The organism is Pantoea eucrina (assembly GCF_002095385.1).
Classification (GTDB): Bacteria; Pseudomonadota; Gammaproteobacteria; order Enterobacterales; family Enterobacteriaceae; genus Pantoea; species Pantoea eucrina.
In genome coordinates this window covers 135,968-152,055 of sequence record NZ_MIPP01000003.1, presented here as the reverse complement: position 1 = coordinate 152,055, position 16,088 = coordinate 135,968, and the positions used below count along the sequence as shown (strand labels likewise).

At 56.2% G+C, this 16,088-nt stretch carries 15 protein-coding genes and 1 pseudogene; 5 read left to right on the top strand and 11 right to left on the bottom strand.

Features of this window, described 5'->3' with window-relative positions:
• Window positions 1–46 precede the first annotated feature (46 nt).
• Both HA43_RS03170 and HA43_RS03165 read right to left on the bottom strand, forming a co-directional pair.
• On the bottom strand, window positions 47–781 hold the full coding sequence (locus HA43_RS03170; protein ID WP_094110952.1) for a YciC family protein: 735 nt from the start codon (window positions 779–781) through the stop codon (window positions 47–49).
• 49 nt (window positions 782–830) lie between these two features.
• Entirely contained in the window at window positions 831–1,226 is a 396-nt protein-coding gene (locus HA43_RS03165; protein ID WP_094110951.1) for a YkgJ family cysteine cluster protein, read from the bottom strand.
• Between the two features lie 232 nt (window positions 1,227–1,458).
• Between HA43_RS03165 and ompW the strand changes: the two genes are divergently transcribed.
• Window positions 1,459–2,091 carry an outer membrane protein OmpW gene (gene ompW / locus HA43_RS03160; protein ID WP_094110950.1) on the top strand — a complete coding sequence of 211 codons (633 nt, stop codon included), beginning with the start codon at window positions 1,459–1,461 and terminating at the stop codon, window positions 2,089–2,091.
• Between the two features lie 38 nt (window positions 2,092–2,129).
• On the opposite strand, the gene HA43_RS03155 is transcribed toward ompW, so the two are convergent.
• The 6 genes and pseudogenes from HA43_RS03155 to HA43_RS03125 form a co-directional block, all read right to left on the bottom strand.
• Window positions 2,130–2,444, bottom strand: a complete 315-nt coding sequence (locus HA43_RS03155) for a BON domain-containing protein (RefSeq protein ID WP_039384615.1) — start codon at window positions 2,442–2,444, stop codon at window positions 2,130–2,132.
• A gap of 186 nt (window positions 2,445–2,630) precedes the next feature.
• Complete coding sequence (trpA, locus tag HA43_RS03150) at window positions 2,631–3,434, bottom strand: tryptophan synthase subunit alpha (RefSeq protein WP_039384612.1); 804 nt, start codon at window positions 3,432–3,434, stop codon at window positions 2,631–2,633.
• The gene (gene trpB, locus HA43_RS03145; protein WP_094110949.1) at window positions 3,434–4,627 is read right to left on the bottom strand and encodes a tryptophan synthase subunit beta; all 1,194 of its coding nucleotides are present in this window, start codon (window positions 4,625–4,627) and stop codon (window positions 3,434–3,436) included. Before trpB ends, trpA begins: the two co-directional genes overlap by 1 nt.
• 43 nt (window positions 4,628–4,670) lie before the next feature.
• On the bottom strand, window positions 4,671–6,032 hold the full coding sequence (gene trpCF, locus HA43_RS03140) for a bifunctional indole-3-glycerol-phosphate synthase TrpC/phosphoribosylanthranilate isomerase TrpF (RefSeq protein WP_211279572.1): 1,362 nt from the start codon (window positions 6,030–6,032) through the stop codon (window positions 4,671–4,673).
• A gap of 7 nt (window positions 6,033–6,039) precedes the next feature.
• Window positions 6,040–7,633 (bottom strand): annotated as a pseudogene (gene trpD, locus HA43_RS19125) (bifunctional anthranilate synthase glutamate amidotransferase component TrpG/anthranilate phosphoribosyltransferase TrpD).
• A complete protein-coding gene (locus tag HA43_RS03125) occupies window positions 7,633–9,195 on the bottom strand; it encodes an anthranilate synthase component 1 (RefSeq protein WP_094110947.1) in 1,563 nt (520 codons plus the stop codon). The pseudogene trpD and the gene HA43_RS03125 overlap by 1 nt, the downstream one beginning before the upstream one ends.
• 280 nt (window positions 9,196–9,475) lie before the next feature.
• Between HA43_RS03125 and rnm the strand changes: the two genes are divergently transcribed.
• Together rnm and HA43_RS03115 are read left to right on the top strand one after the other, a co-directional pair.
• Window positions 9,476–10,351 carry an RNase RNM gene (gene rnm, locus HA43_RS03120; protein ID WP_039384594.1) on the top strand — a complete coding sequence of 292 codons (876 nt, stop codon included), beginning with the start codon at window positions 9,476–9,478 and terminating at the stop codon, window positions 10,349–10,351.
• A gap of 21 nt (window positions 10,352–10,372) precedes the next feature.
• The gene (locus HA43_RS03115) at window positions 10,373–10,993 is read left to right on the top strand and encodes an L-threonylcarbamoyladenylate synthase (RefSeq protein ID WP_039384591.1); all 621 of its coding nucleotides are present in this window, start codon (window positions 10,373–10,375) and stop codon (window positions 10,991–10,993) included.
• A gap of 23 nt (window positions 10,994–11,016) precedes the next feature.
• On the opposite strand, the gene HA43_RS03110 is transcribed toward HA43_RS03115, so the two are convergent.
• Entirely contained in the window at window positions 11,017–11,658 is a 642-nt protein-coding gene (locus HA43_RS03110; RefSeq protein ID WP_039384588.1) for a hypothetical protein, read from the bottom strand.
• A gap of 777 nt (window positions 11,659–12,435) precedes the next feature.
• Between HA43_RS03110 and rluB the strand changes: the two genes are divergently transcribed.
• On the top strand, window positions 12,436–13,311 hold the full coding sequence (gene rluB / locus HA43_RS03105; RefSeq protein WP_071668861.1) for a 23S rRNA pseudouridine(2605) synthase RluB: 876 nt from the start codon (window positions 12,436–12,438) through the stop codon (window positions 13,309–13,311).
• Between the two features lie 28 nt (window positions 13,312–13,339).
• On the opposite strand, the gene cobO is transcribed toward rluB, so the two are convergent.
• Window positions 13,340–13,927 (bottom strand): cob(I)yrinic acid a,c-diamide adenosyltransferase, encoded by a 588-nt coding sequence (gene cobO / locus HA43_RS03100; RefSeq protein WP_094110946.1) that lies wholly within the window; start codon window positions 13,925–13,927, stop codon window positions 13,340–13,342.
• The gene (locus HA43_RS03095) at window positions 13,924–14,688 is read right to left on the bottom strand and encodes a YciK family oxidoreductase (RefSeq protein WP_094110945.1); all 765 of its coding nucleotides are present in this window, start codon (window positions 14,686–14,688) and stop codon (window positions 13,924–13,926) included. The genes cobO and HA43_RS03095 overlap by 4 nt, the downstream gene beginning before the upstream one ends.
• A gap of 175 nt (window positions 14,689–14,863) precedes the next feature.
• Between HA43_RS03095 and sohB the strand changes: the two genes are divergently transcribed.
• Window positions 14,864–15,910: a protease SohB gene (gene sohB / locus HA43_RS03090; protein ID WP_039384581.1), complete on the top strand. Its 1,047-nt coding sequence runs from the start codon at window positions 14,864–14,866 to the stop codon at window positions 15,908–15,910.
• Window positions 15,911–16,088: the final 178 nt, after the last annotated feature.

The following is a 16,088-nucleotide window of genomic DNA, read 5'->3' as shown; positions in this document are numbered from 1 at the left end:
CGGACAGTAGCCTGTGGTTATAGCGCTCAGCGGAGCGCCGTAACCCTTAACGTAACAGCATATAGAGCCGATACAAATAAATAATCAAAACGGCAGAAACCAGATTGCCCAGCGCGTTAAGCACCACGGAGGCAATATTGGCGGGCAATACCGTCAGCGAAGAGAAAAAGAACATCAGAATAATTTTTGCCAGCAGCCACAGCAGAATAGCGGGTGCAATCAGGCGAATATTTTTCCACGCCAGGCGCAGGCTGGCGCGCATGGCACCGATTACGCCCATTTTTTCACTGACCAGCATCACCGGCGCCAGAGAGAGCAAGATAGCGAGCACGATGCCAGGCACTATCAGCACCATAAAGCCAAGCTGCACCAGCAGCGTGATCAAAAAGGTCTGCAGCAGCAGCTTAGGCAGCAGCGGTGCAGCGGTACCGATAGCGCGCAGGGCACTGACGCGCTGACCGCTGGAGACCAGCGGGATCAGGCAAAGCATGCCGCCGAGCAGCAGCGTATTACCAATCAGCGCCGCCAGGGTTCCTGCTGCGGAAGCGCGCAGAAGTATACGCTGCTGATCCGGAGACATATTCTGTACCAGTTCAAACAGGGAGGATGCGCTGCTGTCACTCTGACTCAGCAGCGACAGCTGCTCATCATCAGGCGTTAACGCATGCCCGATAATCACGGTAATGAATGAGGTCAGCAGCGCCATCAGCATTATAGTGACCAGCTGATGGCGCAAAAAATTTCCTGTGTCACGGTATAACGAGCTTGCCGTGATAGACATGTACACTCCTTGAAAAAAACCGGGTTAATTAACCCGGCGATTGTACATGCTAAGCGGTCAGGCTGGCACCCGGAATACCATAACTTTCTGTCATGTCAGGTAAAGAAGGGTGAAAAAGGGCAGGTAATCCATGGCGGGCGCGGGCACGGTCGCAGGCTTCGTTAACGACGCCATTTTCCCCGGACATCGCAAATTCACGGCAGGGAGAGGGGCGCTGCTCATAGATACCGCAGGAGACGCAGCTACCGGGCTCGCCCTGCAGAGCAACGCAGCGCGGCGTGCGATCGCTGGTGCCGCGCATATTGCGCATCAGCAGGTTTAGCGGCTCGGTGAGTTCGGCTGGCACTGCGCCACCGGCATCATCGGCTTCAGCCCAGTAAAAGGAAACGCGAAAATAGGCGCAGCAGGCGCCACAGGTCATACAAGGGTTAGTTATATCGCTCATCTGATCGCCCGCCACTCCTGAGGCATCGAACCAAAATCACTCGGGATCAGCAAAGTAATCACGTCATGAAACTTCATCAACCTGTTTTTGATCTTTTTTCGCGCTGGCAAATTTTATCTGTGTCAATTCATTGTTAACTAAGCATTTGTTCTGCCAGCCAGTTAATGAAATCTGCGCTGAAAACCGTTACATCTGTGCCGCGAAAAATTTTAATTCAGGCAAAGGAGTGATGATGAAACTGGCAAAATGCGCACTGTTCCTGGCGATGGCGATACCACAGCTGGCGCTGGCTCATCAGGCGGGTGACTTTTTTATGCGCGCCGGTACGGCAACGGTCCGTCCGACAGAGGGGTCAGATAATGTGCTGAACATGGGTGAATTCCGCGTCGATAATGATACGCAGCTGGGGCTGACATTCACCTGGATGGCAACCGACCATATCGGAATTGAGCTGCTGGCTGCCACACCGTTTCGTCATAAAGTCGGTCTTGGTCCGACCGGTAACCTGGCCACGGTGCGTCAGCTGCCGCCCACGCTGATGGCGCAATACTATTTCCTCGACAGTAACAGCGCGGTACGTCCTTATGCGGGCGTTGGCATCAATTACACCACCTTTTTTGACGCAAAGCTGAATCAGACCGCCAGGGATGCACAGCTCAGCGATCTGAGCGTTAAAGACTCCTGGGGCATTGCGGGTCAGGTGGGGCTCGATTATCAGATTAACCGTGACTGGATGCTGAATGCTTCGCTGTGGTACATGGATATTGATACTGAAGTGAAATTCAGACATCAGGGCGTACAGCAGAATATTAATACGCGTATCGATCCGTTTGTCTTTTTCTTTGGTGCAGGCTATCGCTTCTGAGGCAGAAGAAGGGCGACCTGCCGGCCGCCCTTTTGGTATTACTTGATCTGCATATTATTAACAACAGACTTCACGCCTGCCACGCTGCGCGTAACGGAAACGGCGCGGTTAGCCATCTGTGGCGAGCTGACAAACCCGCTCAGCTGAACCTTACCTTTGAACGTTTCAACATTGATTTCTGTAGATTTCAGCGCTTCATCATTCAGCAGCTGCGCTTTTACTTTCGTGGTGATGACGGTGTCATCAATATAACCGCCGGTGCCTTCTTTGGTTGGCGTTGGCGCACAGGCGCTCAGTGTCAGTGCCACAAATGCAGCCATAAAAATTCCCGCAACGACCTTGAACAATTTCATTTGGTTATCTCCCTGTCATAGATGGATTCACACCGTAACGCAACGGCGCATTTAAGTGTGGGTCGGCCCTGAATAATCGGCAACCTGCTGGCAGAGAAAAAGTGAAAAAAGCTGGCGCTCAGGCAGAAAGGATGGGGATGGCGGAAAAAAGAGTGTGGCCCCGTCGGAGTGACGGAGCCACAGCGATTAGCGGGTGGCCGCTTTCAGGCCGCTGACAAAGGCTTTCAGCTCACGCAGCAGCGTTGCCGGGTCGCGCTGATTTTTCTCAATGATGCGTACAATGGCGGAACCGGAGATCGCTCCCGCTGCGCCTGCAGCAATCGCTTCACGTACCTGCTCCGGCTCGGAGATGCCGAACCCCTGCAGGGCAGGCGGCGCCTGAAACTCACGCAGTTTATCAATCAGATGGTGAAGCGGCTGACTGGCGCGGTTTTCAGCACCGGTCACCCCTGCGCGCGACAGCAGATAAGTGTAACCGCGGCCATGCTGAGCCAGTTCACGCAGCAGGTCATCGCTGGCATTAGGCGGGCAGATAAAAATCGGCGCAATGTTGTGACGCAGCGCAGCCTGGCGGAAGGGGGCTGACTCTTCAACTGGCACATCAGCGACCAGTACCGAGTCGACGCCCGCGGCGGCACACTGCGCATAGAACGTATCGATGCCGCGGCTGAACACCAGATTAGCGTACATCAGTAAACCAATGGGCAGATCGGGGTATTTCTGCCGCACTACCTGCAGCATTTCAAAGCATTGCGCCACCGTGGTGCCGGCCGCAAAAGCCCGCAGCGTGGCGCTCTGAATGGTGGGTCCATCTGCCAGCGGATCGGAGAAAGGGATCCCCAGCTCCAGCGCATCAGCGCCGCCTTCAACCAGCGTATCAATAATCTGCAGTGAGAGCTCCGGAGAGGGATCGCCCAGCGTAACAAAAGGGACAAACGCGCCTTCCTGACGCGCTGACAGGCGTGAAAACAGCTGATTATAACGCTCCATCAAATCTCTCCTTTCGCTTTAAGCAGATCGTGAACCGTGAAAATATCTTTATCGCCGCGACCGGAAAGGTTAACCACCAGCAGCTGCTCTTTTTCCGGATTTGCCCGCATCATTTTCAGCGCATGGGCCAGCGCATGTGACGATTCCAGGGCCGGAATAATCCCTTCTGCGCGGCACAGCGCTTTAAACGCGTCGAGCGCTTCATCATCGGTAATGGAGACATACTCTGCGCGCCCGATGCTGTTCAGATGCGCGTGCTGCGGACCAACTGACGGAAAGTCGAGGCCGGCGGAGATAGAATAAGACTCTTCAATCTGGCCCTCTTCGGTCTGCATCATTGGCGCTTTCATACCAAAATAGATACCAACCCGGCCGTGCTTCAGTGGCGCGCCGTGCTCGCCGCTTTCAATACCGTGGCCAGCGGGTTCAATACCAATCAGGCCCACGCTGCTCTCTTCAATGAAATCAGCAAACATGCCAATCGCATTGGAGCCGCCGCCTACGCACGCCAGCACGGCATCGGGCAGGCGGCCTTCCGCTTCGAGGATCTGCGCTTTGGTCTCTTCGCCGATCATACGCTGGAATTCGCGCACGATGGTCGGGAAGGGGTGCGGACCTGCTGCGGTTCCCAGCATATAGTGTGCGGTCTCATAGCTGCCTGACCAGTCGCGCAGCGCCTCGTTACAGGCATCTTTCAGCGTAGCTGAGCCGCTGTGAACCGGGATCACTTCCGCGCCCATCAACCGCATCCGGAACACATTGGGAGACTGACGCTCAACATCTTTCGCCCCCATATAAATACGGCACTTCATGCCGAGCAGCGCGCAGGCGAGCGCGGAGGCGACACCATGCTGGCCGGCGCCGGTTTCCGCAATGATCTCATTTTTCCCCATTCGCTTTGCCAGCAGCGCCTGACCCAGTACCTGATTGGTTTTATGCGCGCCGCCATGCAGCAGATCTTCGCGCTTCAGATAGAGGCGGGTTTTCGTCCCCTGAGTCAGATTACGGCACAGGGTCAGCGCCGTCGGACGACCAGCGTAATTTTTCAGCAGATCGGTAAACTCCTGCTGAAACTCAGGATCGCGCTGCGCTTCAACAAAAGCAGCTTCCAGCTGGCGCAGAGCCGGCATCAGGATTTGCGGAACGTACTGGCCGCCAAATTCACCAAAATAGGGATTCAATAACGTCGACATAATTGATCTTTCCTCAACGGCCCGCACTGGCGGGCCAGCAACATTAGTAAGCGCGTAATGTGGTAAATACCGCAGCAATTTTGCCGGCATCTTTTATGCCAGGGGCGGACTCCACGCCGGAGTTAAAATCAAGACCAGCGCAGCCCAGCTGGGCTGCCGTCACGCAGTTATCAGCGGCGAGACCGCCAGCCAGCAGCACGTTGTCCAGCGACTCTCCCTGCAGCAGCGACCAGTCAAACTGCTGCCCGCTGCCGCCCTGGCCATTATCAAACACGTAGCGATCAACGTGCGGCCAGTCGCGCGCCGGCAGGCTCTCTTTGACACTCAGCGCTTTCCAGATTTGTATCCGGGCCGGTAGCGCCTGACGCAGCGTGGCAACATAGTCGCGATCTTCGGCGCCATGCAACTGCACTGCTGCCAGATTCAGCTCTACCGCCAGCGTGACAACGTCACCAACCGGCGCATTACGAAACACGCCCACATAGCGCAGCGGCGCTGCGGCCATCACGCGGTGTGCCTGGACAGTATCGATTTTGCGCGGTGAGCCTTCAGCAAAAATCAGACCGCCATACAGGGCTCCCGCTTCACTGGCGGCGCGCGCCGCTTCCGGCTGCGTCAGGCCGCACACTTTATTATCACCCAGCAGCACGCGACGTACCGCAGCTGCCAGGTCAGCCTCTTCCATCAGCGCCGAGCCGATGAGAAAACCGTTAGCAAAGCGGCTCAGCTCACGCACCTGCGCATAATTATGAATACCGGATTCACTGATGACCGTGACGCCGTGACTGAGGCGCGGTGCCAGCTCGCGGGTGCGGTTAAGATCGATCGAAAGATCGCGCAGGTCGCGGTTGTTGATGCCCACCACCTGAGCGTCGAGGGCAATCGCCCGTTCCAGCTCCGCCTCATTGCTGACTTCGGTCAGGATGCCCATGTTCAGGCTGTGAGCCACTGCGGCGAGCTGCCGGTACTGTTCATCATCCAGTACGGAGAGCATCAGCAGGATGGCGTCCGCCTGGTAGTGGCGCGCCAGGTAGATCTGATAGGGGTCGATGATAAAATCTTTGCACAGCACGGGCTGGGTCACCGCCGCGCTGACAATCGGCAGAAAAGCGAAGTCACCCTGAAAATATTTCTCATCCGTCAGAACCGAAATGGCAGACGCGTGATGACGATAGACGGCGGCGATGGCGGCAGGATCGAAATCCTCGCGGATCATCCCTTTTGACGGTGACGCTTTTTTACACTCAAGGATAAAAACGGTGCGGGTGCCGCGCAGGGCGTCATAAAAAGAGCGCGTTGCCGGCTGCAGTTCCGGGTGGAATGTCTCCAGCGGCTGCTGCTGCTGACGCTCTGCTATCCAGATCGCCTTATCCTGCACAATTTTCTCTAATACGGTGCCTTTAATACTCATCTCATCCTCTCGCTGCCAGTGCAACCACGCGCTCATAAGCCTGTCCGCTGCGAATCGCGGCAATGGCCCGCTCCGCGTTGTCGCGCAGGTCTTCATGACCAAACACTTTCAGCAGCATCGCCACGTTAACGGCGACCGCCTGCTCATGCGCGGGCTCTCCTTTACCCTGAAGTAAACGGGTCAGAATGTCACGGTTTTCTTCCGGCGTCCCGCCCGCCAGCGCCTCTTTGTCATGCATGCCAAAACCAAAGTCATCCGGCGTCAGCTGATAGCAGGTAATTTCCCCTTCGCGCAGCTCAGCCACCTGCGTGGCGCTGTGCAGAGCGACCTCATCCATTCCGCCGCCGTGGACCACAGCGGCCCGCTGATAGCCGAGCACCTTCAGCGTTTGCGCGATGGGCAGCACCAGCTCCGGGCTGTACACGCCAATCACCGCCAGCGGCGGTCGGGCCGGATTGATCAGCGGGCCGAGCACGTTGAACAGCGTGCGCGATTTCAGCTGCTGACGCACCGGCATCGCGTGACGAAAGCCGGTATGGTACTGCGGCGCAAACAGGAAACAGACATTAAGATCGTCCAGCGCCTGGCGCGCCTGCTGCGCGGGCATGTCCAGATTAATACCAAACGCTGCCAGCAGATCGGAGGAGCCGGATTTGCTGGAGACGCTGCGATTACCATGTTTGGCCACTTTAAGGCCGCAGGTTGCGGCCACAAACGCGCTGGCGGTCGAGATATTAATGCTGTTACTGCCGTCGCCTCCGGTGCCGACGATATCAGCAAACGCATAGTCAGGACGCGGGAAAGGTTTGGCATCAGCCAGCAGCGCCGATGCGGCGCCGGCTATCTCCTGTGGCTGCTCGCCGCGCACTTTCATGGCAATCAGCGCTGCGGCCAGCTGAGTGGGCTCCAGCTGACCGGTAATAATGGCGCTGAACAGCTGGTGGCTCTCCGCCTGGCTCAGCGTTTGCGCCTGATACAGTTTTTCCAGAATAGTTTGCATCTTTATCTCCCTGTTACTGCGCCAGCGCCCAGGCCAGCGTCTGCTCAAGCAGGCGTGCGCCCTGGGTGGTGAGAATCGATTCAGGATGGAACTGAAAGCCGCAGACGCGATCGGCATCATGCCGCACGGCCATGACCATGCCGTTGTAGCTGGCGTTAACCGTCAGCTCAGCGGGCGTATTACTCCCCACCAGCGAGTGATAACGTGCCACCGGCAGCGGATTACTCAGGCCGCTGAACATCGCGCTGCCGTCATGCTCTACCGCAGACGCCTTACCATGCAGAATTTCACCCGCCTGGCCCACGTGGCCGCCATACGCTTCAACGATAGCCTGATGACCCAGACAGATACCGATAATGGGCAGCTGGCCGCGCAGCGCCTGCAGCAGGGCTGGCATACAGCCCGCATCAGCTGGCGCGCCAGGACCGGGTGACAGCATCAGCACCGGATTTTCCATCTGCTGCAGCCGCGCAATCAGCGTCTCAGCCGGCACGCTGTTGCGGTAGATCACTACGTTGTGACCAAAGCTGCGCAGCTGATCCACCAGGTTATAGGTAAACGAGTCGATATTATCGAGCAGCAGGATATCAGCCATCAGAACATCTCCTTGCAGTGGTGCGCGGTTGCGATAGCGCGCAGAACTGCGCGTGCTTTGTTGCGGCTTTCATCCGCTTCAGCCTGCGGGACAGAATCCAGCACCACGCCGGCACCCGCCTGCACGGTAGCCACACCTTCTTCGACCCAGGCGGAACGGATCACGATGCAGGTATCGAGATCGCCGGTCGCCGTGAAGTAGCCCACGGCACCGCCGTAACTGCCGCGCCGCGTGCCCTCTTTTTCAGCAATCAGCTGCATGGCGCGTACTTTAGGCGCGCCGCTCAGCGTGCCCATATTCATACAGGCGCGGTAGGCGTGCAGGACATCCAGATCGTCACGCAGCGTGCCGACCACGCGGGAGACCAGATGCATAACAAAAGAGTAGCGGTCAACTTTGGTCAGATCGGCAACGTAACGACTGCCGGGTTTGCAGATACGGGCAAGGTCGTTACGCGCCAGATCCACCAGCATCAGATGTTCGGCCAGCTCTTTATGATCGGTACGCATCTCCAGCTCGATACGGCTGTCGAGATCGCGATCCAGCGAGCCGTCGGCATGGCGGCCGCGCGGGCGGGTGCCGGCAATGGGGTAGATCTCAATCTGGCGCGACTGCGCGTCATACTTCAGCGAGCTTTCCGGTGAGGCACCAAACAGGGCGAATTCCCGATCCTGCATAAAGAACATATAGGGGCTGGGATTGCTGTTCTTCAGCGTTTCATAAGCGGCAAGCGGTGACGGGCAGGGTAGCGAGAAGCGGCGCGACGGCACGACCTGGAAAATTTCACCGATGCGGATAGCCTGCTGCAGCGACGCCACCACCTCGCAGTAAGCATCATCGCTCTGGCTGGTGCTGAGCGTCATCTGTTCCACGCGCTGCACCGGCAGGGCGGGCGCCGGCTGTGTCATCTGGCCGTGCAGCTGCTCAATACGGCTCTGCAGACGCTGAAACTCACTGGTTGACGGCGTAAACAGGCTCGCCTGCAGGCGGGCTGCACCCTGCTGGTGGTCGATAATCAGCAGCGTTTCCGCCAGATAGAAGCAGTAGTCGGGACAGCGCTGGTCGTTGCGCAGCGCCGGCAGCGCTTCAAAGCCGGCGACCAGGTCGTAAGCAAACAGTCCGCCCAGCAGCATCGCTTCACGCTCATCGGCAGGTGTATTAACCAGTTGCGGAATCAGACGCAGCGCATCAAACACCGAGAAGGCTTTTAGCCGCGAATCTTCATCCTGTACATCATTCGCCGTAGCAAAATGCAGCTCACGACCATCCGGACGAACGTCGATTTTTACGCTCTCAGGCAGAGCGGCATCCAGCAACGGCAGCAGGGCACGGCCATTTTCAGAGAGCGCCTGTAAAGACACGGTCTGACCAAGGGCGCTGATGCGCAGTGCGCTATCAACAATCAGCAGGCTTTTCAGATTTTTTTTGCTGTCGATGTCCGCAGACTCAAGCAGCAGAGTGGCCGGACGTGCGCCGCACAGTTGATGAAACACCGCGGCCGGATCTTCGCGATAGGGTGCGTTTCCGGTAATCAACTTCAATGTAGGTTTCGCATTTGCCATGATAATTTCTCTGAAATTCGCTCAAAAAAAAGCCCGCATGGTGGCGGGCTCAGGTATCTGCACAGCAATCAGGCTTGTGCACAATAACGCCACCCGTTACAGGAAGACGTACGCCAGCTATCTGTTAACCGCATTGCTACCTGACTCATGGCAGATACCCACTGTGTGTGAACTTGTGTACTAGTTAACTGGTTCGTGTGAAAAATGTCAATACCCTTTCTCAGTTAACAACAAAATCGCTATCATGCCCGCTGATTTTTAGCCGTGCTCCGGAGTTACTTTGTCAGATATCAGCCGTTTCCCGCTTTACGATCTTCACAGCCATACCCGCGCCTCCGATGGATTGCTGACCCCAGCGGCCCTGGTTCAGCGCGCGGTTGATAAGCAAGTTGGCGTGCTGGCCATTACCGATCACGATACGGTCGCGGGCGTTGCTGAGGCGCAGGCGTTTGCACAGGAGCAGAAACTGCCGATAAAAGTGCTGGCCGGTCTGGAAGCGTCCACGCTGTGGGAAAATCACGAAATTCATATCGCAGGCCTGAATATCGATTGCGATCATCCGGCACTTAAGGCCTTTCTGGCAGCGCAGCACCAGTGTCGTTATGAGCGGGCGCTGCAGATTGCTGAACGGCTGGAGCGGGCCCGCATCCCCGACGCACTGGCGGGCGCACAGCGGCTGGCACAGGGTGGGGTGATTACGCGCGGTCATTTTGCCCGTTATCTGATTGAACAGGGTAAAGCTGAGAATATGGCCCAGGTGTTCAAACACTATCTGGCGCGTGGCAAAACCGGCTATGTGCCACCACAATGGTGTACAATTGAACAAGCTATTGAAGCTATTCATCATTCCGGCGGCGTCGCGGTGCTGGCGCATCCGGGACGCTACGGCCTGTCGGCAAAATGGCTGAAGCGGCTGATTGCCTTTTTCGCACAAGCGGGAGGCGACGCGATCGAGGTGGCGCAGTGTCAGCAGCCGCCTAACGAACGCACCCAGCTGGCAGGCTATGCGCGCGATAATCAACTGGCAGCATCGCAGGGGTCCGACTTTCACCAACCCTGTCCCTGGATTGAGCTGGGGCGTAAACTCTGGCTGCCGGGTGGCGTTGAACCCGTCTGGGAACGCTTTCCCGCTCTGGCCCCCGCTTCAACTGCCTGAGACAGATGACAAGAGGTTTTTATGAGTCAACGTTTTCACATTCATCCTGATAACCCGCAGCCGCGCCTGATTAATCAGGCGGTGGATTATCTCAATAAAGGCAGCGTCATTGTCTATCCCACCGACTCCGGCTATGCGCTGGGGTGCCGGCTGGAAGAAAAAAACGCGATGGAACGTATCTGCCGTATCCGTCAGCTGGATGGTAACCACAACTTTACGCTGATGTGTCGCGACCTCTCAGAGCTTTCGGTTTACTCTCAGGTCGACAACTCAGCCTTTCGTATCCTGAAAAACAACACCCCAGGTAATTACACTTTTATTCTCAAGGCGACGAAAGAGGTGCCGCGCCGCCTGATGAATGACAAACGCAAAACCATCGGGCTGCGCGTGCCTTCGCATCCGGTTGCGCTGGCGCTGCTTGAGCGACTGAATGAGCCGATGATGTCGACATCACTGATGCTGCCCGGTAATGACTTTACGGAATCCGATCCGGAAGAGATCCAGCACAGCATCGGAAAACTGGTCGATCTGATCCTCGATGGCGGCACGCTGGGGCAACAGCCGACGACGGTTGTCGACCTGACGGAAGACACGCCGGTCGTGGTGCGCGCAGGTGCCGGAGATACGCGGCCATTTAGCTAATCGCCCGGCCAGGCCAGGTGTCGCTACGTAACAGGCGCCTGGCTGAGATTGCGCTCAAGCCAGCGCTTAAAATCGCCATAGGGAATATAGAGTGACACATCTTTAAGGATCACTTTTCTGCTACGTCTGTTCGCAATTTCATGACTGTATCCCACAATCACTCCGGCAATGGTTTCATCACTGTTATAGACCGCGCCGCCTGACATTCCCTGAGTCACACCCGCATTAGATGCCATTGCCATACAGGGTTTTTTATTCCAGCGATTAGTAATAGCCGTGCGCGCCAAATTAACGCCGCTCGATTCAACCGGCATGGCAGAAATAAAACTGTAGCCATACATTTTAATCGCTTCTCCGGGCGCGCTGGTACGAAACCTGGCCAGCGTATCAGGACTATTTTTATGATAAATAATCGCAACGTCGCAATAAGGATGATAGGCCTTAACGCGCTGCACAGACGTTTTAGCAACGTGCGCCGCTGTCAGGCTGTACTCCGGCGTAAGGGGAATAGTTGTACCGAGAACACCCAAACCCAGCACTGTCGGCACGCCTGTTACGCTCATATCAACATGTTCAAGCGCCGCTTTGCTGTATTCAGTCTGTCCAACGGAACAACCGGTCAGCGCCAGCGCGAACAGCGCCGGGCAAAGTACGGTTATTTTCATTATTACGATCTTCTTTAAGGCGCGTCAGTAACATCCCTGGTGAGGAGAGCAGACACGCTAATTAATTATGTCAGCCTGTACGGGCATATAGACGGGATATTTTCCGTTAAAACAGCCGTCATGCAGAGTGACGTTAATAATTTGTTATAAATAGCTTTAGGCTTAATAAAATAATATTTCTTCGAATCTACATCTGGCCTGCTGCTTTATTTTACACCGCTTTTATTTATGCACAAATTCAGCGCGCTAATAGATGGCAATAAAACAGAATATAGAGCCTTAAACCAACCTGTAGCGCGGATCATACGCACAACCCACTCAGGGCGAGGTGAAATTTTGTTTTAAGCTGATTGGGTAGATGATTGTGTGGTTTTCGTAAGCGATAGCACTATTTTGACGTGCAGCCGGGGCCTGAACGGTTTTAGCGGGTTCATTGCTTTAAAGCGATTTCCCCGGTCGGGCTCATCAGGCATCAATATAATACGAGCTTCTCTATCGCCAGGTCATTGACCAGGCTGTAAACAGGAGAGTGTCAGGGATAAAAACGCCTGTCGTCATGAACGGCAAAACCGGCAGAGGCGGGAAAACGCCGGCCGGCTATTATCGGCAGCAAAGTTAAAGGTGTTAACGCAACCTTAGCTGGTGTAAAATCGCAGGCCGTTTGCATCCGGTCAGATTGATGCGCAACGTTAACAGTTTCTGACAGAGGACGTGGTAATCCCGCTGTCTTACCCATTCTTACCACGACGCCTGGGAAGGCGACAACGAGGCAGCTCCATGAGCGAAAAATTACAGAAAGTATTAGCGCGCGCCGGTCACGGCTCGCGCCGCGAAATCGAAACCATGATTTCCGCCGGACGCGTCAGCGTAGATGGCAAACTGGCCACGCTGGGCGATCGCATTGAAAATGACAAAAGCCTGAAAATTCGTATTGATGGTCACCTGGTCTCTATTGCCGAGTCCACTACGGAAGTGTGCCGCGTGCTGGCTTATTACAAGCCGGAAGGGGAGCTTTGTACCCGTAACGATCCGGAAGGGCGCCCAACCGTGTTTGACCGCCTGCCGCGCCTGCGTGGATCGCGCTGGGTGGCAGTGGGTCGTCTGGACGTTAACACCTGCGGTCTGCTGCTGTTCACTACCGATGGGGAACTGGCTAACCGTCTGATGCATCCAAGTCGCGAAGTTGAACGCGAATATGCGGTGCGTGTTTTTGGCGAAGTGGGTGACGATAAAGTGCGTCTGCTGAGCAAGGGCGTTCAGCTGGAAGATGGCCCGGCTGCCTTTAAAACCATTAAGTTTGCTGGCGGTGAAGGGATCAATCAGTGGTACAACGTTACCCTTACCGAAGGACGCAACCGCGAAGTGCGTCGTTTATGGGAAGCGGTAGGCGTTCAGGTTAGCCGCCTGATGCGCGTGCGTTATGGTGATATTCAGCTGCCAAAAGGCCTGCCGCGCGGCGGCTGGATGGAGATGGAGCTGCCGGCGGTAAACTACCTGCGTAAGCTGGTGGGCATGCCGGAAGAGACCGTTACCAAAGTTGCCGTTGAGAAAGATCGCCGTCGCACCAAAGCGAATCAGATCCGCCGCGCAGTGAAGCGTCACAGCAGCGCCGGCAATACCACTCAGCGCCGCAGCAGCAAACGCGGCGCCTGATGGCTGTGTGCCGCTGCCCCGGCAGCGGCTACCAGTCAATTCCCTGTTGCGCCTGGATGCCGGCATCAAAGGCATGTTTTACCGGGCGCATCTCAGTCACGGTATCTGCCAGCTCCAGCAGGCGCCGGTGACAGCCGCGTCCGGTAATAATCACGCTTTGCGCAGACGGACGCTGTTGCAGAGCAAGCATCAGCGCCTCCAGATCCAGATAATCCATGCTCACCATATAGGTGATTTCATCAAGGATCACCAGGTCAACATCGCTATCAGCCAGCATGCGTTGTGCCTGCTCCCAGACCTGCTGGCAGGCGATCGTATCCGTGCTGCGGCTCTGGGTCTCCCAGGTAAATCCGGTGGCCATTACCTGAAACTCAACCCCGTGCTGCGCCAGCAGATTACGCTCGCCGTTGGGCCACTCCCCCTTAATGAACTGTACCACTGCCACCTTTTTTCCGTGGCCGCAGGCGCGCAGCGCCGTACCGAAAGCCGCCGTGGTTTTTCCCTTACCGTTACCGGTAAATACCATAACGATACCGCGATGTTCTGTCGCCGCAGCGATGCGCGCGTCAACCTGCTCTTTCAGGCGCTGCTGACGTTGCTGATGGCGATCGCTCATGCGCTGGCCGGACCCGCTTTACGTCCGGGCTGAGCATCGAAGCTCATGCCCGTTTTACGCCGGCTATCATCGCCCATCAGGTAGAGATAAAGCGGCATTAAATCGGCCGGAGTTTTCAGCAGGTTTGCATCCTCCTCCGGAAACGCGCTGGCGCGCATCTTCGTACGCGTGCCGCCGGGATTGATACAGTTTACGCGCAGGGCGTGGTTTTTATACTCATCGGCGAGCACCTGCATCATGCCTTCAGTGGCAAATTTAGAGACGGCGTAAGCGCCCCAGCCGGCGCGCCCGGTGCGGCCTACGCTGGAGGTAGTGAATACCAGCGATCCCGCCTCTGAGTTCAGCAACAGCGGCAGCAGAGCCTGCGTCAGATAAAAGGTGGCATCCAGGTTGATCTGCATCACCTCGCGCCAGAGGGCCGGCTCAAGATCGGCCAGCGGAACAATTTCACCCAGAATACCGGCGTTATGCAGCACGCCGTCCAGACGCGGCACGCGCTCAGCAATCTGCGCGGCCAGCTGCTGACATGATTCAGGCGTGGCGGTCGCGAGATCCAGCAGGTATGAGCTGGCGGGCTGCTTATTAAGCTGGTTAATCGCCGCTTCTGTCTGCTGCAGGGTAACGGCGTTACGTCCGAGCAGGATAACGCGGGCGCCGTAGCGGGCATAGGTCAGCGCCGCTTCCCGGCCAATGCCGTCTGATGCGCCGGTAACCAGAATAATGCGGTTTTCGAGTAGATCGCCTTTAGGCTGATAGTGCACAGCAATCTCCTTCAGTCAGTGGTAGAGGTTTATGGCTTTATGCCTGAATTCGCCAGCCGGTGCAATGCAACAGAGGAGCATTCTGTGCCGCCTGCGGGCTTTTCAGGCGACGAACCGGGTTAAAGCAGTTACACTCAGCTGTTAATTGTAATTCACTGTTTAATAAGGCGGCAGAATGGATTTTTTCTCCAGCTATGGGCTCTTCCTGGCCAAGGCTGTCACGGTAGTGATCGCCATTGCGGCCGTAGTATTTATCATACTGAATGCTGCGCTGCGCAAACGTCATCACGCCGGTCAGCTGCAGGTGACGCATCTGGATGATGAGTATCGTCAGATAAAAGAGGATCTGCAGCTGGCTAAAATGAAGCCGCAGGTACAAAAAGTCTGGCTGAAACAGCATAAAAAAGAAGAGAAGCTGAAAGCGAAAACAGAGAAGCGCAACGCAAAAAACGGCGTCACTGAAACCGCGAAGCCGGTACTCTATGTGCTTGGCTTTAAAGGCAGCATGGACGCGGGTGAAGTCGCCTCCCTGCGTGAAGAAGTATCCGCTGTACTGGCCGTAGCGCAACCGGGTGATGAAGTCCTGCTGCGGCTTGAAAGCCCGGGCGGGGTGGTGCATGGCTACGGTCTGGCAGCGTCGCAGCTGCAGCGCCTGCGCGACGCGGGTCTGCGCCTGACCGCCGCCGTAGATAAAGTGGCCGCCAGCGGCGGATATATGATGGCCTGTGTGGCAGATCGCATTGTCGCCGCGCCGTTCTCCATTATCGGTTCAATCGGCGTTGTGGCGCAGATCCCCAACTTCAACCGGCTGCTGAAGCGCAATGATATTGACGTGGAGCTGCATACTGCAGGCCAGTACAAACGTACCCTGACGCTGTTTGGTGAAAATACCGAAGAGGGGCGTGAGAAGTTCCAGCACGATCTGGATGAAACGCATCAGCTGTTTAAGGGCTTTGTGCAGCAAATGCGTCCGTCGCTGGATATGAACCGGGTAGCGACCGGCGAACACTGGTATGGGCAGCAGGCGCTTGAACTGGGTCTGATTGATGAAATCGGCACCAGTGATGCCCTGATTATCCGGCATATGGAGCGCTTCACCGTGCTGGGCGTACAGTATGCGCGTAAGAAAAAGATGATGGATCGTTTTACCGGCAGCGCCAGCCAGGCGGCAGAACGGCTGTTGCTAAAAATCTGGCAGCGTGGCGAAAAGCCTCTGCTGTAACAGAAACCCGGCTCCGGCCGGGTTTTTTATGCTTAGCAACGGGTGAGTCCCATTTACTTCGGCCGGGTTGTGAAATGAATTCCATTTTTGTCCCGAATTATCCGACTTTTTTTGACAGCGCATTTTCTCCTTCTATATTACCTGCCATTCTGTTGCCACTTATCCGTGTTCACGCCTG

Excerpts from the sequence above, each read along its gene's own strand:
- HA43_RS03170 (WP_094110952.1), bottom strand. The coding sequence starts at position 781 with ATGTCTATCACGGCAAGCTCGTTATACCGTGACACAGGAAATTTTTTG.
- HA43_RS03165 (WP_094110951.1), bottom strand. The coding sequence starts at position 1,226 with ATGAGCGATATAACTAACCCTTGTATGACCTGTGGCGCCTGCTGCGCC.
- ompW (WP_094110950.1), top strand. The coding sequence starts at position 1,459 with ATGAAACTGGCAAAATGCGCACTGTTCCTGGCGATGGCGATACCACAG.
- HA43_RS03155 (WP_039384615.1), bottom strand. The coding sequence starts at position 2,444 with ATGAAATTGTTCAAGGTCGTTGCGGGAATTTTTATGGCTGCATTTGTG.
- trpA (WP_039384612.1), bottom strand. The coding sequence starts at position 3,434 with ATGGAGCGTTATAATCAGCTGTTTTCACGCCTGTCAGCGCGTCAGGAA.
- trpB (WP_094110949.1), bottom strand. The coding sequence starts at position 4,627 with ATGTCGACGTTATTGAATCCCTATTTTGGTGAATTTGGCGGCCAGTAC.
- HA43_RS03125 (WP_094110947.1), bottom strand. The coding sequence starts at position 9,195 with ATGGCAAATGCGAAACCTACATTGAAGTTGATTACCGGAAACGCACCC.
- HA43_RS03115 (WP_039384591.1), top strand. The coding sequence starts at position 10,373 with ATGAGTCAACGTTTTCACATTCATCCTGATAACCCGCAGCCGCGCCTG.
- HA43_RS03110 (WP_039384588.1), bottom strand. The coding sequence starts at position 11,658 with ATGAAAATAACCGTACTTTGCCCGGCGCTGTTCGCGCTGGCGCTGACC.
- rluB (WP_071668861.1), top strand. The coding sequence starts at position 12,436 with ATGAGCGAAAAATTACAGAAAGTATTAGCGCGCGCCGGTCACGGCTCG.
- cobO (WP_094110946.1), bottom strand. The coding sequence starts at position 13,927 with ATGAGCGATCGCCATCAGCAACGTCAGCAGCGCCTGAAAGAGCAGGTT.
- sohB (WP_039384581.1), top strand. The coding sequence starts at position 14,864 with ATGGATTTTTTCTCCAGCTATGGGCTCTTCCTGGCCAAGGCTGTCACG.